This is a genomic window from Yimella sp. cx-51, assembly GCF_017654605.1.
Taxonomy (GTDB): domain Bacteria; phylum Actinomycetota; class Actinomycetes; order Actinomycetales; family Dermatophilaceae; genus Yimella.
Genome location: NZ_CP072113.1, coordinates 2,189,081 through 2,214,116, shown reverse-complemented (window position 1 = coordinate 2,214,116; position 25,036 = coordinate 2,189,081). Strand labels below are relative to the sequence as shown.

Sequence of the window (25,036 nt, the reverse complement as noted above, 5' to 3'; positions counted from 1 at the left end):
TGAGAACTGACTGACCACCCGCGGGCTCACAGTTCAGTCCTTCAGTATCGAAGAAGCCCGGCCGTTTGACGGCCGGGCTTCTTCGTGTGCCGTTCGAGCGGCTACGTCACGACGTTTCGAACCGTGGTGCGAAAGGTCTGGACCACGCGCCGGGTTGGCGCAACACTCGAATCATGACCACCTACGAGCGCACCCAAGAATTCGCTGACGCCCGTTTCGTCCGAGCCGACTTCTCGAACGCAAAGTTCCGCTTCTGCGATCTGAGCGGGGTCACGATGCACGGCGTCGAGGTCGGCGGTCTCCACATCGACAGCCATGACCTGATGTTCGGCAGTCTCTACGTCAACGGCGTCGACGTCGTTCCACTCGTGGAGGCTGAACTGAACCGGCAGTTCCCCGGGCGCGAACTCCAGGCGTCCAGAACTCCTGGAGGTCTGCGCGAGGGGTGGGTCGCCGTCCAGGACGCGTGGAACACCACCGTCACCCGAACACCGGCCGACCTACGCGATGCACACGTCGAGGACGAGTGGTCGTTGGCGCAGACGCTGCGCCACCTGGTGCTCGCGACGGACGCCTGGCTCCTGCGAGGTGTACGGCGCGAGAGCGATCCTTTCCACGAGATCGGACAGTTCTTCACCGGGGCAGAGCAGATGGGTGTCATCCCTGAGCGAATGCGCGAACCGAAGAACTTCGAGGAGGTCCTCGCTGTGCGTGCCGAACGACAGCACATGCTGACCGACTTCCTGGCCACGGTGACGGCGGAGCAACTCGATGAGCCACGCGACGATCCCTGGGGCCCCGATGACGATTGGAAGCCCACCGTCGGCGACTGCGTCCGCGTCATCATCGAGGAGGAGTGGGCGCACCTACGTTATGTGCGCCGCGATCTCGCCCTGTTGCAGAAGGAACGTCAGTAGCCAGGGGCCGAGGACGCCACTCACGCCACGCCCACCTGAGAAACGCCCGCGTCATGACGCGGGCGTTTCTCGGGCAAAGGCAGGCAGGTGACCTAGCGCACCTCGACCTCGGACGCCTGCACGAAGGCGATGCGGTGGCCGAGGTTGATCTGCAGGTACTTCGTCTTGCCGACGGTGTTGATGTGATCGCCGGGGGTGTCGAGCGAGAAGGTCTTCGCCCGGTAGTAGTCGGTGGGCACGGTGTCGTCCGAGAGCACGTAGGTCTGCCCGGCCTTCAAGGTGTACAGAAGAGGCGAAACCGGTTGGGCATCAGCAGGATTGGCGTATGCCGCCGCCTCCGGATAGGCCCCGCCGAAGACTGCCGCGGAGGCACCCTTCGGAGTCACGGTGCGGGCGCCCTTGACCCGGCGGGCAGTGGGCGCGTCGGCTGGGTTGTGGAACCACGCGATCTCGCCGAGGTACCAGATCGCCGTCCAGTCGCCCTTGATCTGGGCCACCGCGTACTCGGTGCCGGCCGCAGCACGGGCCCCGATGTCGGAGACCTGTGTGGTGGACGGTCCCGCCTTCAGGCCCGGGTCGCTCACCAGGGGTGAGCCGGCGTCGGGGGAGGTGTGCAGCGGGATGAAGTTGGTGCCGTGGCCGGTGCCCTCCACGCAGACTCCGCTGCAGCCCTGCACCGCCTGCACGTTGTCGTCGAACCCGGGAAGGATGCGTACAACATCGCCAGCCTTGGGAGCCTGCCCGGTCGTCCCCTTGTGCAACGGCGCACCCATGAGCTCGAAGTAGCGCTCCCAGTCCCAGAACGGGCCCGGGTCCCAGTGCATGCCGCGGATGCGCGCAGTGGTGAGGCCCGGCACCTGGTCGTGACCGATGATGTGGGCCCGGTCCATCGGTATGCCGTAGCGGGTGCACAGGTGACGGGTGAGGCGCGCGCTGGTGCGGTAGAGCGCCTCGGGGTACCAGCTGTAACCCTGGGCGGCGTAGCCCTCGTGCTCCAGCCCGACCGAGTGCATGTTCATGTACCAGTTGCCGGCGTGCCAGCCGATGTCCTTGGTCTCCAGGTGCTGGGCGATGTGCCCGTCCGACGAGCGCAGCGTGTAGTTCCACGCCAGGTAGGTCGGGTCGGTGACCAGCCTCAGCGCCACCTCGTAGCTGCACTCGGTGTCGTGGATGATCACGTGGGTCAGTTCGGGCGAACGCGGCCGGAAGGCCAGGTCGTGGTTGCCGTAGTCGCCCGGATCCGGGCCGTACTGCTCGTACGGCGCCGGGATCCACTCGACGCCCAGACCGCCGGGTGCATCGACGGGACCGGACGGACGCTGGCCCGCCTTGGCCCGGTCGAGCAGCTTCTGCCGCCCCTTCCCGGCAGATCCGACACGACCTGCGGGTAGCGAGAACTTCGTGCCGCCTTCGCTGACGCTCGCACCCGTAGCGATGTCGGTCAGGACGTCGTCGGCGAAGCGCACCTGTGCCGCCGGGGTCGACAGGCCGCTGATCGCTGCGATCGCCTCGTACCACGCGGCGGGGTCGCTGCCTACGCCTGTCGGGCCACCGAGGTTCTTCTGCTGCTGGGCGAGCAAGGCCGCTGCGGCCTTGATGTTGCTGGCCGGCTCGGTGCGGACGCGGTCAGCGGAGAGTCCCGCTGCGGTCGCCGCCAACCCGAGCGTGTCGACTGCGTTACCGGCGGGCTTGCCTTCCGCGGCCCGCTGCTCAGCCACGGCAGCACCGTCGATCAGGTGCATCGGGCCGTAGCCCTGGCTGCGGCTCGGGCGTCCGGCGTGGTCGGCCCAACGCGTCTGGCCGTAGCTGATCGACGCAAGGAGCGCGGGCGGCACGGCGTACTGACGACCGGCATCGGCGAACAGCGAATTCTGGTCGACCGCAACGGCGTTGGGGATGACAGCTGCTCCTGAGCCGACGACGGCGGCGACGAGGAAGGAGCGACGAGTGAGGTTGTGGCGGGTCATGCGTGCCTCCTGGCATCGAGCGATGGCGCGTTCACCGTCCCACCGCTGAGGCTCTCGGAGAGTAAAGCGAAGGTAAAGTCCCGCCGCGGGCCGCTTCTGGGGCGAGTTCGGTCGGCGGTGTGGCACGCCCCCCAGCGACTGGCCGGACGCGCCCGGCGGGAATAGTGCGCGCGTCCTACGAGTTTGGAGTGATGTCCGCTGCTCTGGCAGACTTGACCCTTGGCCCCGGTTCACGCCTCACGCATCCTGCGCGGCGACCCGGGATACGCCTGACAACGAGGAGATCACCTGTGAAGAAGAACCTTCACCCGAACTACGCAGAGACCACCGTCGTGTGCACCTGCGGTAACACGTTCACCACCCGCAGCACCGCGGAGTCCGGTCGCATCAGCGCCGAAGTCTGCTCCAACTGCCACCCGTTCTACACCGGCAAGCAGAAGATCCTCGACACCGGTGGCCGCGTCGCGCGCTTCCAGCAGCGCTACGGCAAGAAGGACGCCAAGTAGCTTCCCCGACACGCCGGTTCCGTCATTCGACGGGACCGGCGTGCTCCATTTCCACCGCCCTTCTGCATCCCTGAATCTCTGACTGCACCCGCGAGGAGCACCATGCTGGACTCCGCCGAAACCGTCGTCGCCGAGCACGCCGAACTCGAACGACAGATGACCGATCCGGCGGTGCTCGGTGACCCGGTAGCGCTGCGCAAGGTCAACAAGCGGTACGCCGCGCTCGCTCCGACGGTCGCCGCCTACCAGGCGTGGCGCACCGCCCAGGACGACCTCGCCACCGCGCAGGAGCTCGCGACCGAGGACGAGTCCTTCGCTGCGGAGCTGCCGGCTCTCACCGAGCAGCTGCGCGACACAGAAGCGAGCCTGCGCAAGCTGTTGCTTCCCCGCGACGAGGACGACGACCGTGACGTGATCCTCGAGGTGAAGGCCGGTGCGGGCGGCGCCGAGGCGGCACTGTTCGCGGCCGACCTGGTGCGCATGTACCTGCGTTTCGCCGAGCAGTCCGGCTGGCGTGCCCAGATCACCGACGGCACTGAATCCGATCTCGGCGGTTACACCGACGTCCGGCTGCAGGTGCAGGCCAAGGGTGTCATGGAGCCCGGCACCGCGCCGTGGGCGAGGTTGAAGTACGAAGGCGGCGTGCACCGCGTGCAGCGGGTGCCCGCTACCGAATCGCAGGGCCGTATCCACACCTCGGCGGCGGGCGTGCTGGTGATGCCCGATCTGGACGACGGTGACGACGACGAGATCACTTTCGGTCCGAATGACCTGAAGATCGACGTCTACCGCAGCTCGGGCCCCGGTGGACAGTCGGTCAACACCACTGACTCCGCCGTGCGCATCACCCACTTGCCGACGGGTGTCGTTGTCTCGTGCCAGAACGAGAAGTCACAGCTGCAGAACAAGGAATCGGCGCTGCGCGTGCTCAAGGCGCGACTGCGGCAGATCGAGCAGGAGAAGCGCGACGCCGAGGCCTCTGCCGCGCGCAAGTCGCAGGTGCGCTCGATGGACCGCTCCGAACGCATCCGCACCTACAACTTCCCCGAGAACCGCATCGCCGATCACCGCACCGGGTACAAGTCGTACAACCTCGACGCCGTGCTGGACGGTGAACTCGGCCCGATCATCGACTCCGCGGTCGCCGCCGATGAGTCGGCTCGGATGGCGGCTGTTGCTGCCGGTGGCGGAGCGTGAGCCAAGCTCGCCAACTGTTGCGCGAAGCCGCGCAACGCTTGTCCGACAACGGAATCCACTCCGCGGACGCCGACGCTCACCGGTTGCTGGAGCACGCCTGGGAAAGGTCTGCTGAGCAGGTGCGCCGCGCGGCATTGATGGGCGATCCGATGCCGGCTGACGTGGCCAGCACCTTCGAGGAACTGGTCGACGAACGCGCCCAGCGAGTGCCGCTGCAACATCTCACCGGCCGGGCACCCTTCCGACACCTCGAGCTCGAGGTCGGCCCCGGAGTCTTCGTCCCACGTCCGGAGACCGAACTGATCGTCGACCTGGTGATCGATCGGGCGCCGGAAGGCGGAACGGTTGTCGACCTCTGCACCGGCGCGGCCCCCATTCCCTTGGCCCTCAAGCACGAACGTCCCGACCTCATCGTGCACGCGGTCGACCTCACCCAGCATGCGTTCGCGTGGGCCACCCACAACCGCGACCGCTTGGGCCTCGACGTGCACCTCGTCGAAGGCCCTGCGCAAGAGGCGTTCCCCGAACTTCTCGGTGAGGTCGACGTCGTCGTCAGCAACCCGCCGTACATCCCCGACGGCATGGTGCCGGTCGATCCGGAGGTGCGTGACCACGACCCTGCAGAGGCGTTGTACGGCGGCAGCGTCGACGGCCTGCGCATCCCGCTCGAGGTCGCAGCACGTGCCTTCGAACTGCTGCGACCCGGTGGTGTCATGTTCATGGAACACGCTGAGACGCAAGGAAATTCGTTGCCCGAGGCGCTATGTCGGGCGGGCTGGGTGGATGTCGACGATGTGCCCGATCTGACCGGACGGCCCCGGTTCGCCAGAGCGCACCGCCCGACGTCCTGAGTCTGCTGGCGCAGAAGTCAGCTGTCGATCGGCAGGACGCTGCACCCGGTCAGGTCGGCGACGATGTCGCACGCTTGGTGCGGGCTGAGGATCGCGCCGCGCAGGGCCCGGAGGCGGTCGAGATCGCACGGACCAAGACGAGCACCGCGCAAGTCGGCGTCTTTGAGGTTGGCGTCGAACAGATCGGTTTCGATCAGATCGCAGTCGTCGAACACCGACGCGTGCAGATCAGCTCCGCGCAGCACCGCCTCGGTGAACCTGCATCCGCTGAGATCGGCGTTGGCCAGCACCACTCCGGTGAGGTTGGCCGCGAACAGGTTGGACCGCTGGATCTGGAAGCCGAGACCACGGGTGCGCTCCATCGAGACTCCCGTCATGCGGCAGCCGGTGAAGGTGGCTCCGCCTAAGCCTGCGCCGTCGAGCAGAGCACCGTCCAATGCACATTCATCGAAACTGAATTCAGTCAGATCGAGATCGCGCAGGTCGGCGCCGGTCAGGGTGCACCGCACCAGTGACACCGGCTCGGTCGCGGTGAGCGTGAGGCGTTCGACGTCGGTGCGTGACAACTCCTGATCTGTGATCTCCATGGGTTCATCCTTGCCGACGTCTGCGCCACCGGTTGACGCCCGGTGAGCGAACCGTGCCCGGGAGATTCGGTCACCGACGACGAGATGGTCTCCTGGGCAGGATTCACCCCCGAGCAGTTCCTGCCGCCGCTGGCCCGCCTCACCACACAGATGAACCAGGACGTGCCGACCGGGCAGCTGAGCCGTGCTGCCGTGGCGGTGGACGTCGACAGACTCCTCAACAACCCGCAACGGATGCACGACCAAGGGTGGGTCAGCGTCATGTCGTTGGCGCTCGCCGACGGCGAACCCGTTGGATACACCGAGCTTCTGGTGAGCCGGGGAGTGCCGGAATTCGTGCTGCAGGAGGACACGCTGGTGCTGCCCGAGCACCGAGGTCGCCGGCTCGGCATGCGCCTGAAGTACGCCAAACTGCGTCGCCTCATGTCGTTGCCGCACGAGTTGGTGGGGCAGCGGCGCTGGTTCCAGACCTACACCGCCCAATCGAATCTCCCGATGCAGCGCGCCAACGGGAGTTCGGATTCGTGGAGGCCGACGAACTGCACGAGTGCGAGGGGAGGATCACGCTGGCTGGCGGACAGCACGGCCTAACATCGCTCATATGTCTCTTGCGCCGGACGATGTCACCCAAGGCTGCGACGACGAACGCGCATGGATCAGTTGGGCGATCCGTCAGGTGAATGCCGACGCGACGCGCTCGGCCGACACCCATCTGATCCCCTTGCATCTGCCCGGTTATGACGGCATCGACATCTACCTGAAGGACGAGTCGACCCACCCCACGGGAAGCCTGAAGCATCGCCTGGCACGCAGCCTGTTCCTCTACGGGCTGTGCAACGGATGGATCCGCCAGGGACGTGTCGTGGTCGAGGCCAGCAGTGGTTCGACCGCAGTCAGCGAGGCCTACTTCGCGCGACTGCTCGGTATTCCCTTCGTCGCGGTCATGCCCCGCACGACCAGCGCCAGCAAGGTCGAACTCATCGAGCGATACCGCGGTCTGTGCGACTTCGTGGACGACGGTGCGCAGGTCTACGCTCGTGCCCAACAGATTGCGGACGAACGCGGCGGGCACTACCTCGACCAGTTCACCTACGCCGAACGGGCCACCGATTGGCGTGGCAACAACAACATCGCCCAAGCGATCTTCGACCAGTTGGTCGACGAGCCTCATCCGGTGCCCGCCTGGATCGTGGTGGGTGCAGGCACCGGTGGCACGTCCGCCACGATCGGCCGCTACGTGCGCTACCTCGGACACGACACCAAGTTGTGTGTGGTCGATCCGGAGAACTCCGTTTTCTTCGACGGTTGGGTCGATCGAGACCCGGCGCTCACGATCCACGGCGGTTCACGCATCGAGGGCATCGGACGTCCTCGCACCGAGCCCTCCTTCGCCCCGGGCGTGGTCGACCGAATGATCAAGGTGCCGGACGCCGCCTCGATTGCTGCCGTCCATCTGTTGCGCGAACGCACCGGTCTGTTTGCCGGGGGCTCGACCGGCACCAACCTTGTCGGCACGCTGCGCCTCGCCAGTGAGATGCAGGCGCGCGGCGAGAGGGGCAGCATCGTCACCCTGCTGTGCGACGGCGGCGGGCGCTACGAACACACCTATTACGACCGCGATTGGTTGGCCGCCAACAGCATCGACACCGCAGGCCACCGTGACGCACTGCAGCGGGCGTTCGAGGGCCGGGGGTGGACGGAGCTGGACCAGGATGCGGCAGCCGCAAGGGATGCGGGAGACTCGTCTGAGTCTTCTCCGAACAGCAACACAAGGATGGCCCCGTGATCTTCGACTGCAGCACCGAGCAGGGCCGCACTGACGGTGTGGCAGCCGCGGTCGAGGCTGCCCGGATGGGGCGGTGCGTGGTGCTCCCGACCGACACCGTCTACGGCATCGGCACCGATGCCTTCAGCGCGGCCGGCGTCGATGCCCTCCTTGCCGCCAAGGGGCGCGGACGTGAGATGCCGCCCCCCGTGCTCATCGGCGACATGGGCGCTGTCGACGGTCTGGCCACCGCGGTGCCGTCGTACGCGCGCCGGCTGATGGAAGCCTTCTGGCCCGGCGCACTCACCCTCGTCTTCCGGTCGCAGCCATCGCTGGCCTGGGATCTCGGCGATACCAACGGCACCGTCGGCCTGCGCATCCCGGACGACGAGGTGGCGCTCGAGGTGCTGCGCGCGGCCGGCCCGATGGCGGTGAGTTCGGCCAATCGCACCGGTGCGCCGACCGCGACCACGATCACCGAGGCAGGCTTTGCGTTCGGCCCTGCCGTCGAGGTCTACCTCGACGCCGGAGTGCGCGAGGGGGGCGTGCCCTCCACGATCCTCGACTGCACCAAGGCCGACCCGGTGGTGCTGCGCGCAGGAGCGATCACCGCGGAGCAGTTGCGTGAGGTGCTCGGTTCGGTCGAACTGCTCGACCCCGAAGCCGATCTGCGTGCGTTCGCTGAGAATGCCGAGGACTACGAGCGTCCGGCAGACGTCGACCCCGAGACCGGCGAGCGCATGCCGGTCGATCTGGCCAAGCCCGGGGACGACGCCCAGCCCTCAACCGACGAGATCCACTCCGCCGACGGCGCAGCTGACTTCGCATCGGATGCCGGCGGCGACGTCTCCGTAGGAACCGAGGCGGAGCGGCCGGCTGAAGCGGCACCGGAACCAGTGGATGAACCGCATGGCCATGATGCCGCCACCCAGACTCCGGACCACTCGTCCGAGACGCACCACCCATCCGATGAAAACCCCAACACCGAGGTGAATCGATGACCACGCCCTTCTACGGCGCCGACTACGAGGCGCTGGAGCAGTTCGACCCCGAGATCGCGGGAGTTCTCGTCGACGAAGTGACCCGCATCCGCAGCGGCCTGCAGTTGATCGCCAGCGAAAACCTGTCCAGCCCCGCGGTGATCACCGCGCTCGGGTCGACGCTGACCAACAAGTACGCCGAGGGCTACCCGGGTCGCCGCTACTACGGCGGTTGCTCCGTGGTCGACCGTGCCGAGAACCTCGCGATCGAGCGGGCCAAGGAGCTCTTCGGCGCCGAGCACGCCAACGTCCAGGCCCATTCCGGAGCCAGCGCCAACCAGGCCGTCTACGGCGCATTCATGCAGCCGGGCGACACCATCCTGGCGATGGCGCTGCCGATGGGTGGCCACCTCACGCACGGTACGAAGGTCAGCTTCTCGGGCAAGTGGTTCAACGCGGTGCACTACGGCGTCGACAAGGAGACCGAGAACATCGACTACGACGAGGTCGAGCGCCTGGCCAAGGAGCACAAGCCGAAGGTGATCTGTGCCGGCGGCTCGGCCATTCCGCGCCTCATCGACTTCGAGTTCTTCCGCAAGCTCGCCGACGAGGTCGGTGCGATCTTCTGGGTCGACGCCGCTCACTTCATCGGCCTGGTGGCCGGCAAGGCGATCCCGAGCCCGGTGCCGTACGCCGATGTGGTCACCTTCACCACGCACAAGGTGCTGCGCGGCCCGCGTTCCGGCGCTCTGGTGAGCAAGGCCGAGCACGCCGCCAAGCTCGACAAGGCCGTCTTCCCGATGATGCAGGGTGGCCCGCAGATGCACACCATCGCGGCCAAGGCCGTCAACTTCAAGGAGTGCGCGACCCCGGAGTACCAGCAGTACGCCAAGGACGTCATCGCCAACGCGCAGCAGCTGGCAACCTCGTTGGGGGAGAAGGGCATTCGCCCGACCACCGGCGGCACCGACACCCACCTGTCGTTGCACGACCTGCAGGGCGTGGGCGTCACCGGCGCCGATGCCGAACTGCGAGCGGACGCCGCCGGCATCGTCCTCAACAAGAACGCCATCCCCTTCGACCCGCAGAAGCCGAATGTGGCCTCGGGCATCCGCGTGGGCACCCCGTCGGTGACCACCCAGGGCATGGGCACGGAGGAGATGAAGGTCATCGCCGAGCTCATCCACAAGGCGATCACCGAAGGCGACGGCAACCCCGAGAGCGCCATCTCCGAGGAAGTGCGCGGCGGAGTTGAAGACCTCTGCAAGCGCTTCCCGGCGTACCCTCAGAACTGATCGAAGAACAGCCAAGCGCGCCTCGTTCGGCGGGTGGGAAATCCTACTCGCCGAGCGAGGTGCGACTGCTTGGAGGGGCGGGAGCGGATACTTTGGACGAAGCCGCTTCCCCGAATCCTGAAAGTTCACCGACCGCCCGTGCGTGAATATCTCCTGGTCTGTGTCGTCGCCGCGACGATCACGTTCCTGGCGACCCCTGCGGTCCGGTGGTTGGCAGTGCGCTTCGGCGCCGTCACCCCGGTGCGCGGACGTGACGTGCACTCGATCCCGGTGCCACGCCTCGGCGGAGTGGCGATGCTCATCGGATTCGGCGGATCAGCCCTGGTGGCATCCCAACTGCCTTATCTGTCGCAGTTGTTCAACACTCCCGAACTGGTCGGGGTGCTGATCGGGGCGCTCATCATCACCGGCATCGGCGCGATCGACGACTTCATCGAGTTGGACGCCGTCACCAAGTTCGCCGGCCAGATGATCGCGGCCGGTGTCATGGCCTTCGCCGGAGTGCAGTTGGCGACCGTGCCGTACGGGGGCGCCATCACCTACTTGCCGCAGGCAATCCTGGTGCCGCTCACCATCTTCGTGGTGATCGCGACAACCAACGCGGTCAATTTCGCCGACGGTCTGGACGGCTTGGCAGCCGGCATGGTCGCCATCGCGGCCGCTGCATTCTTCGTGTGGGTCTATACCGCCAGCCCGCCCAACTTCGATCCGCCGACCGTCTTCTCCACCCCGGCGTTCATCCTGGCCGCATTGGTCGGCTGCTGCGCCGGATTCCTGCCGCACAACTTCCACCCCGCCAAGTTGTTCATGGGGGACGCCGGCGCGCTGCTGCTCGGGCTGCTGCTCGCTGCGGCGACGATCTCCTTCACCGGCAACTTCGATCCCAGCAACACCCCGCAGCGCAGTTCGGCGCTGGTGGCGTTCTGGTTGCCGATCGCACTGCCCCTGTCGATCCTGGCTGTGCCCATCCTCGACGTGATCCTCGCGATCCGCAGGCGAGGGCTGAAATTCTGGAAGCCGGACGCCAAGCACCTGCACCACAAGATGCTCAGCATCGGCCATCCGCACCGCCAGGCGGTGCTGCTCTTCTACGCGTGGTCGGCCGTCGTGGCAGGGGGAGTGTTGCTGTTCGCCTTCGTCCAGGCCGAGTACGCCGCGGCAGCAATGGCGACCGGCATGCTGATCTGTCTGGTGCTCACTCTCGGCTTGCCGAAATTGGGCCGGAAGAAGACTTTGTGATAACTTTCACAAGGACCTGGAAGGGCCCTCCACTGCGCATATCCGCAGAGAGCGCTGCCCGCTGACCAGCCGTTTCGACCCCCGTCGTCTGCTTTGAGGGCCCGCCGAATGACTGCGCACACCGCAACTGCCGCTACGCGGCTCGGTGCTCCCGCCGTCGACCGTTCCGCCCTCCCGCTGATGTTCCGTGGGGGAGTCATCGCCACGGTCGGATTGTTGCCGATCGCTGCCGTCATCGGTCTGGCAACCCGCGGTGTCGCCGGCGGTCTCGGGGCCGCCGCAGGCGTCGCCGTCAGTGCAGCCATCTTCCTGCTCGGCTATCTCGGCATGAGGTGGGTGCTGGAGCATCTTCACCCGAATGCTTCGCTCGCCGGCGCGCTCGGCATGTACTTCCTGCAGATCAGCCTCATGTTCCCGGCGCTGCTCCTGCTGACCAACGTTCGGGCACTCGACGGCAGAGCGGTAGCGCTCGGCGCCCTTGTCAGCGCCCTGGTCTGGCTGATGGGTCAGCTGTGGGGATTCATGCGGGCGCGCACCCCGATGTTCGACGTGCAGCTTCCGGGGGAGCGGCGATGAGCCCGCGCATGCAGCGTCCGACGCACGCGAAGTCCGACCAGCTCGCCTCCAACGTCACCGCCATCCTGATTGCCGGGCCCCTGCTGTACACCGCGCTGGGGTTCTTCGCCGATCGCTGGCTCGACACCAAGCCCTGGCTGACGCTGCTCGGACTGCTGATCGGCGCGGCCCTGTCGATGTACCTCGTCTGGATCCGATACGGTAACCCCGGCGACAAAGCTGCAGAGTCCGAACCAAGTGTCCCCACCTCGCCCGACCAAGGTGAAGCGTGACGCCCTGGATCGTGGCTGAGCCCCAAGACTTTCACCCCCTGACCACCACCGTGAACGAGGAGAACGCGTGAGCCTCACCGCGCTGAGCGTGCCGGCAGCCGTGTCCACTGAGGGCGGCTTCCCGCCCGCACCGTCCGATTTCTGGCAGCCGCTGGTCAAGTTCGGCACCGTCAAGCTGGGCAGCTACGAATTCACGTTGGCGATCACTCGCCCGATGATCGTGATGCTCTTCGCCACCGGAATCCTGCTGTGGTGGCTGCTGGCCACCACCCGCAAGGCGGCCGTGGTGCCGGGCAAGGGCCAGTACCTCACCGAGCAGGTCTACCACGCGATTCGTGGCGGAGTGGCCGAAGATTCGATCGGCTCCAAGGACTTCCTGCGCTTCGTCCCGCTGCTGTTCAGCCTGTTCGTCTTCATCCTGCTGAACAACTGGATGGGGATCATCCCGCCGTTCCAGAACCCTACGATGGCCCGCGTCGGCTTCCCGATCGCCCTGACGCTCATCGTCTACGTGGTCTACCACTGGATCGGCATCAAGAAGCACGGCGGCTTCGGCAGCTACATCAAGTGGATGATTCCCCCGGGCGTGCCGGGCTGGCTGATGCCGCTGATCGTCCCGCTGGAGTTGATGACCTTCTTCATCACCCGTCCGGTCACGCTCTCCCTGCGTCTGTTCGGCAACATGTTCGCCGGCCACATGCTGCTGGTCGTGTTCATCCTCGGCGGCTGGGAGCTGTTCAACCAGGACGCCATCGGGCTGAAGCTGGTTGCCATTCCCGCATGGCTGATGGCTGTCGTCATGACCGCCTTCGAGGCCCTGGTGCAGTTCCTGCAGGCCTACGTCTTCGTCCTGCTCGCCGCGTCGTACATCGGCGGCGCGCTGGCAGACGACCACTGATCAACAACTGAAAACAACCCCACGAATGTCCAGGGGCAAATCCCTGGCGAACCTTCCCACTCTGTGAGAGGCAAACAGAAATCATGACTGGAAACATCAGCACCATCGGTTACGGCCTGGCCGCGATCGGCCCCGCCATCGCCATCGGTCTGATCTTCGCCGCCTACATCTCCGGCGTTGCCCGCAACCCCGAGAGCGGCAACCTGCTGCGCCCGATCGCCATCCTCGGCTTCGCGCTCGCTGAGGCCCTTGCCATCTTCGGTCTGGTCCTCTTCTTCATCTGACCCGCTCAGGACGGGTGGACTGATCAACGCCACCACGTCCTGGTGAAACCGAGGAGCACATAGTGATCATTTCCAGCGGAGCGGCCAAGGCTGCAGTGCTGCTGACCGAGGGATCGACCGATCCCGAGGGCAAGCCGGACGCGCTGCCGATCCTGCCGCACATCCCCGAGCTGGTCTTCGGCCTCATCGTGTTCGGCCTCTTCTACTTCATCGTGAAGAAGAAGGTTGTGCCGATGCTGGAGAAGGCCCACACCGAGCGTGTGGCTGCCATCGAAGGTGGCATGGAGGAGGCGCAGGCTGCTCAGAAGCAGGCTGAGGCCGCCAAGGCCGAGTACGAAGCACAGCTGAACACCGCTCGTGACGAAGCGGCCCAGATCCGTGAGGACGCCCGAGCACAGGGCGCCAAGATCGTGGCCGACATGCGTGAGCAGGCGAACGCCGAAGCGGCCCGGATCGTCGATTCGGCCAAGAAGCAGACCGAGGCAGACCGCCAGGCGGCCGCCGTCTCGCTGCGCGGCGACGTCGGCACCCTCTCGGTCGACCTTGCCAGCAAGGTCGTCGGTGAGTCGTTGCACGACGAAGCACGCCAGAAGGGCATCGTCGATCGGTTCCTGGCCGAGCTGGAATCCGGCTCGCTCAAGCCGACGAAGGTCGGTTCCGAGGCAGGCAACTGATGATGAACGGAGCCTCCCGGAGCGCACTTGCCCATGTCCGGGCCGAGTTGGGTCGCCGGTTGACCGAAGGTGCAGACGCGGCGGTCACGTCGCGCGAGCTCTTCGCAGCCCTCGACCTGCTCGACTCCAACGCCTCGCTGCGGCGAGCGTTGACGGACCCGACCCACGACGCCTCCAGCCGCGCCGGCCTGGTCGACAAGCTGTTCGGCGGCAAGGTCAGCGAGCCGGTGCAGGCTCTGTTGCGCGAACTCTTCGCGCAGCGGTGGACCAAGGACCGCGACGCCTCGGACGCGGTGGAGGAGGCAGCCGTCTCGGCCGCTTTCGCCGCAGGCGATCGTCGTGGGCGCTTGGACGCCGTTGAGGAGCAGTTGTTCCGCTTCGAGCGCACCGTCGCCGGCGATGCCGAGTTGCGGGACGTCTTCATGGACCGTCAGCGGTCCGGCGCCGACAAGTCCGGCCTGGTCAAGACCCTCCTTGAGGGCAAGGCCGAGCCGGAGACGGTGTTCCTCGCCGAGCGCGCCGCGGAGCACCCGCGGGGCCGCCGCTACGAGAAGGTGCTCGACGAGTACCTGCGCGTGGCAGCGTCCGTGCGCCAGCAACTCACCGCTCTGGTGACGGTGGCGACACCGCTCGCCCCGGAGCAGCGGGAGCGCCTGACCCGCGCACTGAACGACCTCTACGGACGCCAGGTCATGACGAATGTCGTCGTCGACCCGTCGGTCGTCGGTGGCGTTCGCGTCCAGGTCGGTGACGAAGTCATCGACGGCACCATCCTCAGTCGACTCGAAGGCGTCCGCCGCGACATCGCGGGCTGAGCCCACTGCTTCGCAAACACCAGACAGCTTGTAACTGCGGGCCACGGCCCACACGAAGGAGAAAATGATGACGGAGCTCTCCATCCGTCCGGAAGACATTCGGGCCGCACTGGACGGTTATGTCCAGTCGTACGAGCCGGGCACCGCGTCCCGCGACGAGGTCGGTCGCGTGACCGACGCCTCCGACGGCATTGCGCACGTCGAAGGCCTGCCGAGCTGCATGACCAACGAGCTGCTGCGCTTCGAGGACGGCACCCTCGGTATCGCACTGAACCTCGACGTCCACGAGATCGGCGTCGTCATCCTCGGTGACTTCGACGGCATCGAAGAAGGCCAGGAAGTCAAGCGCACCGGTGAGGTTCTCTCCGTGCCGGTCGGTGACGCCTACCTCGGCCGCGTGGTCGACCCGCTGGGTCAGCCGATCGACGGCCTCGGCGAGATCGAGACCAGCGAGCGTCGCGCCCTGGAACTGCAGGCTCCGACGGTCGTGCAGCGTAAGTCGGTGCACGAGCCGCTGATGACCGGTATCAAGGCCATCGACTCGATGACCCCGATCGGTCGCGGTCAGCGTCAGCTGATCATCGGTGACCGCAAGACCGGTAAGACGACGATCGCCACCGACACGATCATCAACCAGAAGAAGTACTGGGAGACCGGCGACCCGACCAAGCAGGTGCGCTGCATCTACGTCGCGGTCGGTCAGAAGAACTCCACCGTCGCCGAGGTCCGCGCGACGCTGGAGGAGGCGGGCGCGATGGAGTACACCACCATCGTCAACGCTCCGGCAGGAGACCCGGCCGGCTTCAAGTACCTCGCTCCGTTCACCGGCTCGGCCATCGGCCAGCACTGGATGTACGACGGCAAGCACGTCCTCATCATCTTCGACGACCTCACCAAGCAGGCCGACGCCTACCGCGCGATGTCGCTGCTGCTGCGCCGCCCCCCGGGCCGCGAGGCATACCCCGGTGACGTCTTCTACCTGCACAGTCGTCTCCTGGAGCGCTGCGCGAAGCTGAACGACGAGCTCGGAGCCGGTTCGATGACCGGTCTGCCGATCATCGAGACCAAGGCCGGTGACGTCTCGGCGTTCATCCCGACCAACGTCATCTCGATCACCGACGGTCAGATCTTCCTGCAGTCCGACCTGTTCAACGCCAACCAGCGTCCGGCCGTCGACGTGGGTGTGTCCGTCTCCCGTGTCGGTGGTGCCGCGATGACCAAGGCGATGAAGTCGGTCACCGGTTCGATCAAGGTCGACCTCGCGCAGTTCCGCGAAATGCAGGCCTTCGCGATGTTCGCCTCCGACCTCGACGCCGCGTCGCGTCGCCAGTTGGCTCGTGGTGAGCGTCTGATGGCGATGTTCAAGCAGTCGCAGAACTCCCCGTACGCCCTGGAGGAGCAGGTCGCTTCGATCTGGGCCGGTACGACCGGTCAGCTGGACGACGTTCCGACCGAGGACGTCTCCCGCTTCGAGTCCGACTGGATGGACTACCTGCGTCGTAACCACGAGGACCTCCTCTCCTCGATCCGTGAGAGCACCAAGCTCGACGACGACGGCAAGAAGACCCTCGAGTCGGCCATGGCCGACTTCAAGAAGGAGTTCCGCTCCACCCCCGACCACGGTGGTGAGGGTTCGGAGCGCTTCGATGAGTTGACCGAGGACCAGATCAACCAGCAGAAGATCGTCAAGCAGAAGCGCTGACGAGCTACTCACGGTTCATAGCGACAGGAAGGAACGCCTATGGGAGCGCAGATGCGGATCTACCGCCAGCGCATCCGGTCGGTCCAGGCCACCAAGAAGATCACGCGCGCGATGGAGCTCATCGCCGCGTCCCGGGTGGTCAAGGCCCGACAGGCAGTCGAGCGATCGACTCCGTACGCGGTGGCCCTCACCCGTGCGGTGTCGGCGCTGGCGACGTTCTCGGACGTCGACCACGTGCTGACCACCGAGCGCGACCAGCCGAAGCGCGCAGCAGTGCTGGTGCTCACCGGTGACCGCGGTCTGGCCGGTTCGTACTCCGTCAACGCCATCAAGCGCAGCCAGGAGCTCATCGAGCACCTGAGCGCCGAAGGCCTGGAGCCAGTGCCTTTCCTCGTGGGTCGTAAGGCGGTGAGCTACTACAAGTTCCGTCGGCGCGAGTTCGCGCAGGAGTGGAGTGGCTTCACCGACAGCCCGACCCCCGAGGTGGCCCGCGAGATCGGTCAGCGTCTCACCGAGGAGTTCATGAAGGGCTCCGAAGGCGGCGGTGTCGACGAGGTGCACGTGGTCTACACGCGCTTCGTCAACATGGTCACCCAGGAGCCGACCGTCACCCGGCTGTTGCCGCTGGAGGTTGTCGAGAGCGACGACGCCGGTAACGACGGCACGAATGGCGCCAACGCGGGCGACGAGCTCCTGCCGCTGTACGAGTTCGAGCCGGACGCCGCGACGGTGCTTGACAGCCTGCTGCCCAAGTACGTCGAGTCGCGCATCTTCAACATGTTGTTGCAGTCGGCTGCATCCGAGCTGGCGGCTCGCCAGCGCGCGATGAAGTCGGCCACCGACAACGCCGAAGAACTCATCAAGACGTACACCCGACTGGCCAACCAGGCACGTCAGGCCGAAATCACCCAAGAGATCAGCGAGATCGTTGGTGGCGCCAGCGCACTCGCCGACGCCAGCTGATGACGAGAAGGAACTAATCAATGAGCACTGTTGCTACCGAGCAAGGGGCCGACCAGGCCCAGCAGCCCGGCGGTGTCGGTCGCATCTCGCGTGTGATCGGCCCGGTCGTCGACGTGGAGTTCAGCGTCGACACGATGCCGGAGATGTACAACCTGCTGACCACGACGGTCGAGCTGGGCGGCGAGACCAAGAACGTCAACCTTGAGGTCGCGCAGCACATCGGCGACAGCATGGTCCGTGCGATCTCCCTGCAGCCCACCGACGGTCTGGTGCGCGGTTCGTCCGTGCAGGACACCGGCGGTCCGATCAGCGTCCCCGTGGGCGACGTGACGCTCGGCAAGGTCTTCAACGCGACCGGTGACTGCATGAACCTCGAAGAGGGCGAAACCCTCGAGGTCAACGAGCGCTGGGGCATCCACCGCAAGGCACCGGCCTTCGACCAGCTGGAGTCCAAGACCCAGATGTTCGAGACCGGCATCAAGGTCATCGACCTGCTCACTCCGTACGTCCAGGGTGGAAAGATCGGTCTGTTCGGTGGTGCCGGTGTCGGCAAGACCGTGCTGATCCAGGAAATGATCGCCCGTGTGGCACGTGACCACGGTGGTGTGTCGGTGTTCGCCGGTGTCGGTGAGCGCACCCGTGAAGGCAACGACCTCATGGTCGAGATGGAAGAGGCCGGCGTTCTGGGTCAGACCTCGCTCGTCTTCGGCCAGATGGACGAGCCGCCGGGCACGCGTCTGCGCGTCGCCCTGTCGGCGCTGACGATGGCGGAGTACTTCCGTGACGTGCAGCAGCAGGACGTTCTGCTGTTCATCGACAACATCTTCCGGTTCACCCAGGCCGGTTCCGAGGTTTCGACCCTGCTGGGTCGTATGCCTTCGGCCGTGGGTTACCAGCCGACGCTGGCCGACGAGATGGGTCTGCTGCAGGAGCGCATCACCTCCACGCGTGGTCACTCGATCACCTCGATGCAGGCCATCTACGTGCCCGCCGACGACTACACCGACCCGGCTCCGGCCACGACGTTCGCTCACCTGGACGCCACGACCGAGCTCTCGCGTGACATCGCCTCGATGGGTATCTACCCGGCCGTGGACCCGCTGACCTCGACGTCGCGCATCCTCGACCCGCGGTACATCTCCCAGGAGCACTACGACACGGCGGTCCGGATCAAGGGAATCCTCCAGCGCAACAAGGAGCTGCAGGACATCATCGCGATCCTCGGTATCGACGAACTCTCCGAAGAGGACAAGATCCTCGTCAACCGCGCCCGTCGTATCCAGCGCTTCCTGTCGCAGAACACCTACGTCGCCAAGCAGTTCACCGGCATCGAGGGTTCGACCGTTCCGCTGGCCGACAGCATTGAAGCGTTCACCAAGATCGCCGACGGTGACTACGACCACGTTCCCGAGCAGGCGTTCTTCATGTGCGGTGGCCTCGACGACGTGGAGCAGAAGGCCAAGGAGCTGGAGGGCTGAGTCTCCACTCCAGATCGATGAAGGGTCCCGGGCAATTGTCCGGGACCCTTTGTCGTGCCACTCAACCTCAATGGACGCCGAGCAAACGCGGCGGTTCCAGCGGCATACGCGGCCCTTCTTCGCAGGCGCGGCAGCTGCAGCTGGCGCACCTGCCCGGTAGGGCCGCAGTTGTGGAGGCCGCGGTCAGGGGTGGACTGGCCACCGCGGACGGCAGCGGCGAGCAGTCGATAAGCTGACTGATCGTGAATGGACTCGGCTGGACGCTGCACGGTGACGGACGCTCGATCGGCAAGGGCGAGGTGGTGGCCCCCGACGAGCGATTGAGCTGGCCACGCACCGCCGGCATCGGTGCTCAACACATCGTCGCGATGTTCGGCGCGACCTTCTTGGTGCCGCTGATCACCGATTTCCCGCCGTCCACGACGCTGTTCTTCTCCGGGCTCGGAACGATGTTGTTCCTGCTGCTGACCGCCGGACGCGTCCCGAGTTACCTCGGATCGTCATTCGCCTTCATCGCGCCGATCACTGCGGCGAAGTCGGAGCACGGCATGAGCGGCGCGCTCGGAGGCGTGCTCCTTGCCGGCGTGGCGCTGTTCCTGGTCGGGCTGGTCGTCCAACTGCTCGGGGCCCACTGGTTGCGCACCCTCATGCCGCCGCTGGTCACCGGCGCCATCGTGGCGTTGATCGGGCTGAACCTCGCGCCGGCTGCGAAGAACAACTTTGTCGTGTCGCCGGTCACCGGCACCGTCACGCTCGTGGTTGTCGCGTTGGTCACCGTGCTCTTCCGCGGACTGATCGGACGCCTGGGAATCCTGTTCGGTGTGCTGGCCGGCTACCTCGTGGCTGTGTTGCGCAACGAGGTCGACTTCACCAAAGTGCGCAAGGAAGCGTGGGTCGGATTGCCCGATTTCCAGGCACCCTCGTTCCACCTGTCGATCGCCGTCCTCTTCGTTCCCGTGGTGCTGGTGCTGGTGGCCGAGAACATCGGGCACGTGAAGTCGGTCGCCCAGATGACCGGACGCGATTTGGACGACGTGTCCGGACGCGCACTCATGGCTGACGGCCTGGCGACGACCTTGGCGGGTGCAGGCGGTGGGTCAGGCACCACGACGTACGCGGAGAACATCGGCGTGATGGCGGCGACCAAGGTCTACTCGACCGCTGCCTACTGGGTGGCAGCCTTCGGGGCGTTGCTGTTGAGCTGTGTCCCGAAGTTCGGTGAGGCGATCGCGACGGTCCCGAAGGGCGTCCTCGGCGGCGCCGGCACGATTCTCTACGGCATGATCGGCCTGCTCGGCGCCCGCATCTGGATCGACAACCGGGTCGACTTCGGCAACCCGATCAACCTCACCTCGGCTGCCATCGGTCTCATTGTCGGCATCGCCGACTACACCTGGAAGATCGGCGACCTGACCTTCTCCGGCATCGCGCTCGGCACCCTCGCGGTGCTCATCAGCTACCACGTGATGACCGGTCTGAACCGGATCACCAAGGCTGTACCCGACCCGCTCATCCCGTCCAAGTCGGCGGTCATCACCCCGCCCAGTGAAGCGGACGTCCTCACAAAACGCGGCGAATCACTTCGCGCCCGGTAGGCCGACAGGCAGCATCACGACGCCGGTAGCGACTGAGGGTCGCGACAGGGTCACCGCCAAGGCACGACCGCCGTGAGATCGGCTACCTCGCCGCATCAGCGGCACCGCAGGTGTGCTCGTCATGAGGACCGGCCTCTCTGACGCGGAGTCAAGCGCGGACGACCGGCCCGAGATGGCCACCATGAACTGCGGTCAACGCCTCCGCGACCGGTCGCGCATTCCGCGCGACGACGTCGGCCGGGACGCGGGGGAGGTTCTCCTCCCAGTCGAGCATCGGTGACCCACGCAGTTGAAGCATGCGCAGCGGGCGTCCCATGAAGAACAGGTGCAAGTGCGCCCCACCGTCGCCGTACTTCGCCAGCTGGACGCGTCCGACACTGGGGAGGTCTTCGATCGCGGCCGAGATCGTCGCGACGAGCGGTCCGAATTCCGCAGCCACGTCGGTCGGCATGGTGGGCAGATCGCAGTGGGTGAGCGGACTCAACCAGAGCATGATCGGCAGCCCGGACCCATCCACGTCCGTCGACACCTTCCACCGGTCGTTCGACCAGACCAGCCCCGCAGCGTCCGGATCGTGTGGCCGGTCGCACCAGCAGTCGACGGCATCTTCACCGCGGCGAGCCGGTTCGGTGTCCGCCAACGGCGCAAGAGGCTTGATGCGCAGCGAGTCGACCTCGAAGGGGAAGATGTCCCACCCCGGCATCTCCTCGATGGCCACAGGGAGACGACGCTCAGGGCCGAGCGCGGCTTCGATCCGGGCGTAGTAGTCGTCGATGCTTTCGGGGGAGTCCACGGAGCCGAGCCTACGCGCGGGTGACTTCCGGCTCGGCGCGCGCCGCCAACGCGATGCAACCGCCCAGTGTGATGACGAAACCGATCGACGCAGCGACTGCGAAGTGATCACGCACCCGGTCGCCGAGCAGGAGCAGTCCGACTGTGGCCGGCAGGATCGTCTCGGTGGCAAAGGTGATGGCCGCGACGCTCGTGGTGCGGCCGCGCTCCAGGGCGAAGGCGTATGCGATGACAGCTAGGCCACCGGCGATGGCCAGAGCCCACAGCGTTGGCTCCAGGACGACGCGCCACCAGGCGTCAGGAATCTGCAGGACGCGCGAGGCGATACCGACGACGCCGAAGCCGAGACCGCTGGCTGTGGCCAGCACGATTGACGAGCGGGAAGCCCGCTTGTCGAGGTAGCCCACGGCGAAGATCGCCGCGACGACGAGTGCCAGACCAACCAACAACAGTCCACCCCGGTGGCCGACCTGGCGTGCGTGGCCCTCCTCGGCACTCACGGCAAGCAGCACCAGCCCGACACCGATCACTAGCAAAGCCAACACTTCTCGTCGCGCCAGCCGAAGCCCCAAGAACCAAACAGCCAGGCCCGCCGTCACCGCGACCGAGGCCGCCAGCACGGACTCGACCAGGAAGAGCGGAAGCGTACGCAGCGCAGCGAACGAGGCCAAGAACCCGACGGCGTCCAGACCGAGTCCGACGCCGTACAGCCAACCGGCACGGGCGCGATCAACCCACCCACTGCCCTCGGGTGCGTCCGCGATCCGCCGGACGCCGATCGCTTGCAGAATGGTGGAGGCACCGTAGGCAAGTGCTGCAACGATCGCACCGACCATCCCCCAGCTCACCGGATAATCCTTCCACGCAATAGGTGGCCCGCCTCGCAACGCGCGGGCACGCGGTGGTCGGTGCACGGGTCAGTGGCAAATAGGATGGTGCGCATGTGTGGAATCGTCGGCTACTACGGCCCGGACGGCACCGAAGCAATGCTTCGTGCGATGAACGATTGCCAGGCCCATCGCGGCCCGGACGGTGAGGGCGCCTACGTCGACGGTTCGGTCGGGCTGGGACACCGTCGCTTGTCGATCATCGACGTGGCGCACGGTCAGCAGCCGATGCGCTCGGCGGACGGCCGGTACACGATCGTCTACAACGGCGAGGTCTACAACTACCTCGACCTGCGTAGCGAACTGGAGGCACTCGGCCGCAGCTTCACCACCGACTCCGACACCGAGGTCGTGCTCGAGGCCTTCGCCCAGTGGGGCGGTGACGCCTTCGACAAGTTCAACGGCATGTGGGGCCTGGCGATCTGGGACGCCAAGGAGCAGCGCCTGACGCTCTCGCGCGACCACTTCGGCATCAAGCCGGTCTATCTCGCGCAGGTCGGCGACACGCTGCTGTTCGCCTCCGAGATCAAGTCGATCCTGGCCAGCGGCCTCTACCAGAAGGCCGTCAACGAGCGCTCGCTCTACCGTTACCTGCGCTTCCGCATCCACGAGGACGGCCGCGAGACCTTCTTCGAGGGCATCGAGCGCCTCCAGCCGGGCGAGATGCTGACGATCGACGCCTCCGGCACCGAGCGCAAGCCGTACACCCAGTTGCAGCAGGAGCTGGCCGAACTCGGCAAACAGCAGCGTCCCTACGACGAAGCAGCTGCCGCGGAGTACAAGGCGCGCCTGATCGAGTCGATCCGTCTGCGCCTGCAGTCGGAGGTGCCGGTGGGCACGTCGCTGTCCGGCGGCCTCGACTCCAGCGCCGTCGCGGTGATCATCAACCAGTTGCTCAACGAGGGCGATGCCACGACCTCCTCGGTGGGCGCCCGTCAGAACACCTTCTCCGCGGTCTTCCCGGGCTCGATGAACGACGAGGAGAAGTACGTCGACGCCGTCCTCGACATCTGCAAGGGGCAGGTGGAGTCGCACAAGATTCTTCCCACCGCCGATGAGTTCAAGCAGGACCTGCTCGATTTCATCCGCACCCAGGAGGAGCCGCTGATCTCCTCCGGGCCCTACGCGCAGTTCCAGGTGATGCGCGAGGCGACCAAGCACGTCACTGTGCTGCTCGACGGCCAGGGCGCCGACGAGATGATGGCCGGCTACATCCCGTACTACTTCGTCTACCTGCGCCAGCTCAAGGCCCAGGGCAACAAGGCCGCGGCGATGGAGCTGTCCAAGAGCCTCGACGTGCTCTACCGTCTCGGCCGCTTCAAGCTGCAGGACAAGCTGAAGCGCAAGAAGGGCATCCCGGCCACGACGTTCATGAACAAGGACTTCGCCGCCGCCCACTCCGGTGAAACTTTCACCACCGAAAGCAGCAACCTCAAGTTGAGGTTGATCGAAGACCTCTTCCACAACTCCTTGCCCTCGCTGCTGCGCTACGAGGACAAGAACACCATGCGCTTCTCCCTCGAAGGTCGCGTGCCCTTCCTGGACAAGGAAGTGGTGAAGTTCATCTTCAGCCTCTCGGACGAGGCGATCATCAAGGACGGGTGGAACAAGCGCGTCCTACGCGACGCCACCCGGGGGCTGCTGCCGGAAATGATCAACCGGCGCCGCAACAAGATCGGCTTCACCACGCCGCAGGGCGAGTGGTTCATGCGACTGAAGAACACCTTCTACGGCATCTTCATGTCCGAGGAGTTCGCCGGCCGTCCCTACTTCGACCAGAACGAAGTGGTGGCCGCCTTCGAGGGCTGGATCAAGGGCACCAACGGCGTCGACTCCATGACCTTCTGGCGTCTGCTCAACGTCGAGCTCTGGCTGCGTGAGTTCTTCGACGACAAGCCGGTCGAGGCCGAGGCGGAGCGCATCAAGACGGACCTGGAGCCCAACAAGGGCAAGCAGCTCGGCCTGGTCACCAGCCTGGGGGAGAGCGTCACCCGCTTCCCGCTGCGCAGCGAACTGGTCAGCAAGGAGACCGACCTCGACGCCTTCGCGATGGAGCACGTCGACCGCTTCTTCACGACGCTGGCAGGCGATGAGCAGCAGCAGGCGGCCCTGGCGGGCAAGCAGTGGTACTTCTTCATCTCCGAGAAGATCATCGCGATCACCCAGGGGCGCTCATACTTCGTCTGGGACATCAATGTCGGACGTCCGGCGCGCGTGCTGTCGAAGTACGTCAGCCGCACCCCGGCCGGCATCGGTCTCGGCTCGCCGTTCACGATGCAACTGGCGATCCAGGAAGCCGGTCTGCCCCGGGTGCTCTACGCCAGCGCCGGTGGCGCTCTCGGAAAGGTGATCGGCCGCAAGGGCTTGTTCTACGAACTCGTGGGCAACAGCATCTCGGCCATCGACGGACCGACCGAGTACTCGGCCTATCCCTCCAATGTCTCGGCGAAGCTGGCTCCCAAGGATCCCGACCAGGTCGCCGCGCGACTGTCGACGCAGATCCGCGCCCGGGTTCCTGAAGAGTTCCGCGACACCTTCGGCGGCACCATCGTCATGGATGCCAACGACATCGGACGCAATGTGCTCGGTGCAGACGTGCCAGGCGACTGGACGCGGTTCGAGGAGATGTTCGCCGACAACCCGCTCGGTCAGGGGTCGGAGCAGACGCCGATGGCGATCGTCGTCGTCGAAGACTGATTTCGCGAGGATCGCCCAGCCGAGCCGCGCACGAAAGCTGGCGCTCGGCTTGCCGTTCCGGTGTTAGAGCACCTGCGCTTGCACGCTAGACTTCCGTCA

24 protein-coding genes are annotated in these 25,036 nt (G+C 66.0%); 20 read left to right on the top strand and 4 right to left on the bottom strand.

Annotated elements, in window-relative coordinates; all coding sequences use genetic code 11:
* Positions 1 to 173: 173 nt before the first annotated feature.
* Positions 174 to 917: a DinB family protein gene (locus J5M86_RS10555; RefSeq protein WP_188060392.1), complete on the top strand. Its 744-nt coding sequence runs from the start codon at positions 174 to 176 to the stop codon at positions 915 to 917.
* Between the two features lie 92 nt (positions 918 to 1,009).
* On the opposite strand, the gene J5M86_RS10550 is transcribed toward J5M86_RS10555, so the two are convergent.
* Complete coding sequence (locus J5M86_RS10550) at positions 1,010 to 2,884, bottom strand: N-acetylmuramoyl-L-alanine amidase (RefSeq protein ID WP_188060393.1); 1,875 nt, start codon at positions 2,882 to 2,884, stop codon at positions 1,010 to 1,012.
* 290 nt (positions 2,885 to 3,174) lie between these two features.
* Between J5M86_RS10550 and rpmE the strand changes: the two genes are divergently transcribed.
* The 3 genes from rpmE to prmC all read left to right on the top strand — a co-directional run bounded on the left by rpmE (position 3,175) and on the right by prmC (position 5,438).
* Positions 3,175 to 3,390 (top strand): 50S ribosomal protein L31, encoded by a 216-nt coding sequence (gene rpmE, locus J5M86_RS10545; RefSeq protein ID WP_188060394.1) that lies wholly within the window; start codon positions 3,175 to 3,177, stop codon positions 3,388 to 3,390.
* A gap of 102 nt (positions 3,391 to 3,492) precedes the next feature.
* Entirely contained in the window at positions 3,493 to 4,587 is a 1,095-nt protein-coding gene (gene prfA / locus J5M86_RS10540) for a peptide chain release factor 1 (protein WP_188060395.1), read from the top strand.
* A complete protein-coding gene (prmC, locus tag J5M86_RS10535; protein ID WP_188060396.1) occupies positions 4,584 to 5,438 on the top strand; it encodes a peptide chain release factor N(5)-glutamine methyltransferase in 855 nt (284 codons plus the stop codon). Before prfA ends, prmC begins: the two co-directional genes overlap by 4 nt.
* Positions 5,439 to 5,455: 17 nt before the next feature.
* Here the strand turns inward: prmC and J5M86_RS10530 are convergent, their stop codons facing one another.
* Positions 5,456 to 6,025: a pentapeptide repeat-containing protein gene (locus tag J5M86_RS10530; RefSeq protein ID WP_188060397.1), complete on the bottom strand. Its 570-nt coding sequence runs from the start codon at positions 6,023 to 6,025 to the stop codon at positions 5,456 to 5,458.
* Between the two features lie 42 nt (positions 6,026 to 6,067).
* Between J5M86_RS10530 and J5M86_RS10525 the strand changes: the two genes are divergently transcribed.
* The 15 genes from J5M86_RS10525 to J5M86_RS10455 all read left to right on the top strand — a co-directional run bounded on the left by J5M86_RS10525 (position 6,068) and on the right by J5M86_RS10455 (position 20,561).
* Complete coding sequence (locus J5M86_RS10525; RefSeq protein ID WP_188060398.1) at positions 6,068 to 6,616, top strand: GNAT family N-acetyltransferase; 549 nt, start codon at positions 6,068 to 6,070, stop codon at positions 6,614 to 6,616.
* 10 nt (positions 6,617 to 6,626) lie between these two features.
* Positions 6,627 to 7,811, top strand: coding sequence for a PLP-dependent cysteine synthase family protein (locus tag J5M86_RS10520; RefSeq protein ID WP_188060399.1), 1,185 nt, complete (start codon positions 6,627 to 6,629; stop codon positions 7,809 to 7,811).
* A complete protein-coding gene (locus tag J5M86_RS10515) occupies positions 7,808 to 8,791 on the top strand; it encodes an L-threonylcarbamoyladenylate synthase (protein WP_188060400.1) in 984 nt (327 codons plus the stop codon). The genes J5M86_RS10520 and J5M86_RS10515 overlap by 4 nt, the downstream gene beginning before the upstream one ends.
* Positions 8,788 to 10,065 (top strand): serine hydroxymethyltransferase, encoded by a 1,278-nt coding sequence (glyA, locus tag J5M86_RS10510; RefSeq protein WP_188060401.1) that lies wholly within the window; start codon positions 8,788 to 8,790, stop codon positions 10,063 to 10,065. Before J5M86_RS10515 ends, glyA begins: the two co-directional genes overlap by 4 nt.
* Positions 10,066 to 10,203: 138 nt before the next feature.
* The gene (locus tag J5M86_RS10505) at positions 10,204 to 11,304 is read left to right on the top strand and encodes a glycosyltransferase family 4 protein (protein ID WP_188060402.1); all 1,101 of its coding nucleotides are present in this window, start codon (positions 10,204 to 10,206) and stop codon (positions 11,302 to 11,304) included.
* A gap of 108 nt (positions 11,305 to 11,412) precedes the next feature.
* Positions 11,413 to 11,880: a hypothetical protein gene (locus J5M86_RS10500; RefSeq protein WP_188060403.1), complete on the top strand. Its 468-nt coding sequence runs from the start codon at positions 11,413 to 11,415 to the stop codon at positions 11,878 to 11,880.
* Positions 11,877 to 12,152, top strand: a complete 276-nt coding sequence (locus J5M86_RS10495) for an AtpZ/AtpI family protein (RefSeq protein WP_208965011.1) — start codon at positions 11,877 to 11,879, stop codon at positions 12,150 to 12,152. Before J5M86_RS10500 ends, J5M86_RS10495 begins: the two co-directional genes overlap by 4 nt.
* Before the next feature lie 67 nt (positions 12,153 to 12,219).
* On the top strand, positions 12,220 to 13,050 hold the full coding sequence (gene atpB, locus J5M86_RS10490; RefSeq protein WP_188060405.1) for a F0F1 ATP synthase subunit A: 831 nt from the start codon (positions 12,220 to 12,222) through the stop codon (positions 13,048 to 13,050).
* 83 nt (positions 13,051 to 13,133) lie between these two features.
* Positions 13,134 to 13,334, top strand: coding sequence for an ATP synthase F0 subunit C (locus J5M86_RS10485; RefSeq protein WP_188060406.1), 201 nt, complete (start codon positions 13,134 to 13,136; stop codon positions 13,332 to 13,334).
* A gap of 68 nt (positions 13,335 to 13,402) precedes the next feature.
* On the top strand, positions 13,403 to 14,008 hold the full coding sequence (locus J5M86_RS10480) for a F0F1 ATP synthase subunit B (RefSeq protein WP_370587339.1): 606 nt from the start codon (positions 13,403 to 13,405) through the stop codon (positions 14,006 to 14,008).
* Positions 14,008 to 14,823 (top strand): F0F1 ATP synthase subunit delta, encoded by an 816-nt coding sequence (locus J5M86_RS10475; protein ID WP_244328320.1) that lies wholly within the window; start codon positions 14,008 to 14,010, stop codon positions 14,821 to 14,823. The genes J5M86_RS10480 and J5M86_RS10475 overlap by 1 nt, the downstream gene beginning before the upstream one ends.
* A 67-nt stretch (positions 14,824 to 14,890) precedes the next feature.
* Entirely contained in the window at positions 14,891 to 16,525 is a 1,635-nt protein-coding gene (gene atpA, locus J5M86_RS10470) for a F0F1 ATP synthase subunit alpha (protein ID WP_188060407.1), read from the top strand.
* A gap of 39 nt (positions 16,526 to 16,564) precedes the next feature.
* Positions 16,565 to 17,488, top strand: coding sequence for a F0F1 ATP synthase subunit gamma (locus J5M86_RS10465; RefSeq protein ID WP_188060408.1), 924 nt, complete (start codon positions 16,565 to 16,567; stop codon positions 17,486 to 17,488).
* A 20-nt stretch (positions 17,489 to 17,508) separates the two neighbouring features.
* Positions 17,509 to 18,966 carry a F0F1 ATP synthase subunit beta gene (gene atpD, locus J5M86_RS10460; protein WP_188060409.1) on the top strand — a complete coding sequence of 486 codons (1,458 nt, stop codon included), beginning with the start codon at positions 17,509 to 17,511 and terminating at the stop codon, positions 18,964 to 18,966.
* A 236-nt stretch (positions 18,967 to 19,202) separates the two neighbouring features.
* Positions 19,203 to 20,561, top strand: coding sequence for a uracil-xanthine permease family protein (locus tag J5M86_RS10455; protein ID WP_188060638.1), 1,359 nt, complete (start codon positions 19,203 to 19,205; stop codon positions 20,559 to 20,561).
* Between the two features lie 148 nt (positions 20,562 to 20,709).
* Here J5M86_RS10455 and J5M86_RS10450 read toward each other — a convergent pair whose 3' ends face one another.
* Positions 20,710 to 21,354, bottom strand: coding sequence for a hypothetical protein (locus J5M86_RS10450; protein WP_188060410.1), 645 nt, complete (start codon positions 21,352 to 21,354; stop codon positions 20,710 to 20,712).
* Between the two features lie 10 nt (positions 21,355 to 21,364).
* Positions 21,365 to 22,201, bottom strand: coding sequence for a hypothetical protein (locus J5M86_RS10445; RefSeq protein ID WP_188060411.1), 837 nt, complete (start codon positions 22,199 to 22,201; stop codon positions 21,365 to 21,367).
* Between the two features lie 93 nt (positions 22,202 to 22,294).
* On the opposite strand from J5M86_RS10445, the gene asnB reads away from it, so the two are divergent.
* On the top strand, positions 22,295 to 24,937 hold the full coding sequence (gene asnB, locus J5M86_RS10440) for an asparagine synthase (glutamine-hydrolyzing) (RefSeq protein ID WP_188060412.1): 2,643 nt from the start codon (positions 22,295 to 22,297) through the stop codon (positions 24,935 to 24,937).
* Positions 24,938 to 25,036: the final 99 nt, after the last annotated feature.

Excerpts from the sequence above, each read along its gene's own strand:
- J5M86_RS10555 (WP_188060392.1), top strand. The coding sequence starts at position 174 with ATGACCACCTACGAGCGCACCCAAGAATTCGCTGACGCCCGTTTCGTC.
- J5M86_RS10550 (WP_188060393.1), bottom strand. The coding sequence starts at position 2,884 with ATGACCCGCCACAACCTCACTCGTCGCTCCTTCCTCGTCGCCGCCGTC.
- prfA (WP_188060395.1), top strand. The coding sequence starts at position 3,493 with ATGCTGGACTCCGCCGAAACCGTCGTCGCCGAGCACGCCGAACTCGAA.
- J5M86_RS10530 (WP_188060397.1), bottom strand. The coding sequence starts at position 6,025 with ATGGAGATCACAGATCAGGAGTTGTCACGCACCGACGTCGAACGCCTC.
- J5M86_RS10520 (WP_188060399.1), top strand. The coding sequence starts at position 6,627 with ATGTCTCTTGCGCCGGACGATGTCACCCAAGGCTGCGACGACGAACGC.
- glyA (WP_188060401.1), top strand. The coding sequence starts at position 8,788 with ATGACCACGCCCTTCTACGGCGCCGACTACGAGGCGCTGGAGCAGTTC.
- J5M86_RS10500 (WP_188060403.1), top strand. The coding sequence starts at position 11,413 with ATGACTGCGCACACCGCAACTGCCGCTACGCGGCTCGGTGCTCCCGCC.
- J5M86_RS10495 (WP_208965011.1), top strand. The coding sequence starts at position 11,877 with ATGAGCCCGCGCATGCAGCGTCCGACGCACGCGAAGTCCGACCAGCTC.
- J5M86_RS10485 (WP_188060406.1), top strand. The coding sequence starts at position 13,134 with ATGACTGGAAACATCAGCACCATCGGTTACGGCCTGGCCGCGATCGGC.
- J5M86_RS10475 (WP_244328320.1), top strand. The coding sequence starts at position 14,008 with ATGATGAACGGAGCCTCCCGGAGCGCACTTGCCCATGTCCGGGCCGAG.
- atpA (WP_188060407.1), top strand. The coding sequence starts at position 14,891 with ATGACGGAGCTCTCCATCCGTCCGGAAGACATTCGGGCCGCACTGGAC.
- J5M86_RS10465 (WP_188060408.1), top strand. The coding sequence starts at position 16,565 with ATGGGAGCGCAGATGCGGATCTACCGCCAGCGCATCCGGTCGGTCCAG.
- atpD (WP_188060409.1), top strand. The coding sequence starts at position 17,509 with ATGAGCACTGTTGCTACCGAGCAAGGGGCCGACCAGGCCCAGCAGCCC.
- asnB (WP_188060412.1), top strand. The coding sequence starts at position 22,295 with ATGTGTGGAATCGTCGGCTACTACGGCCCGGACGGCACCGAAGCAATG.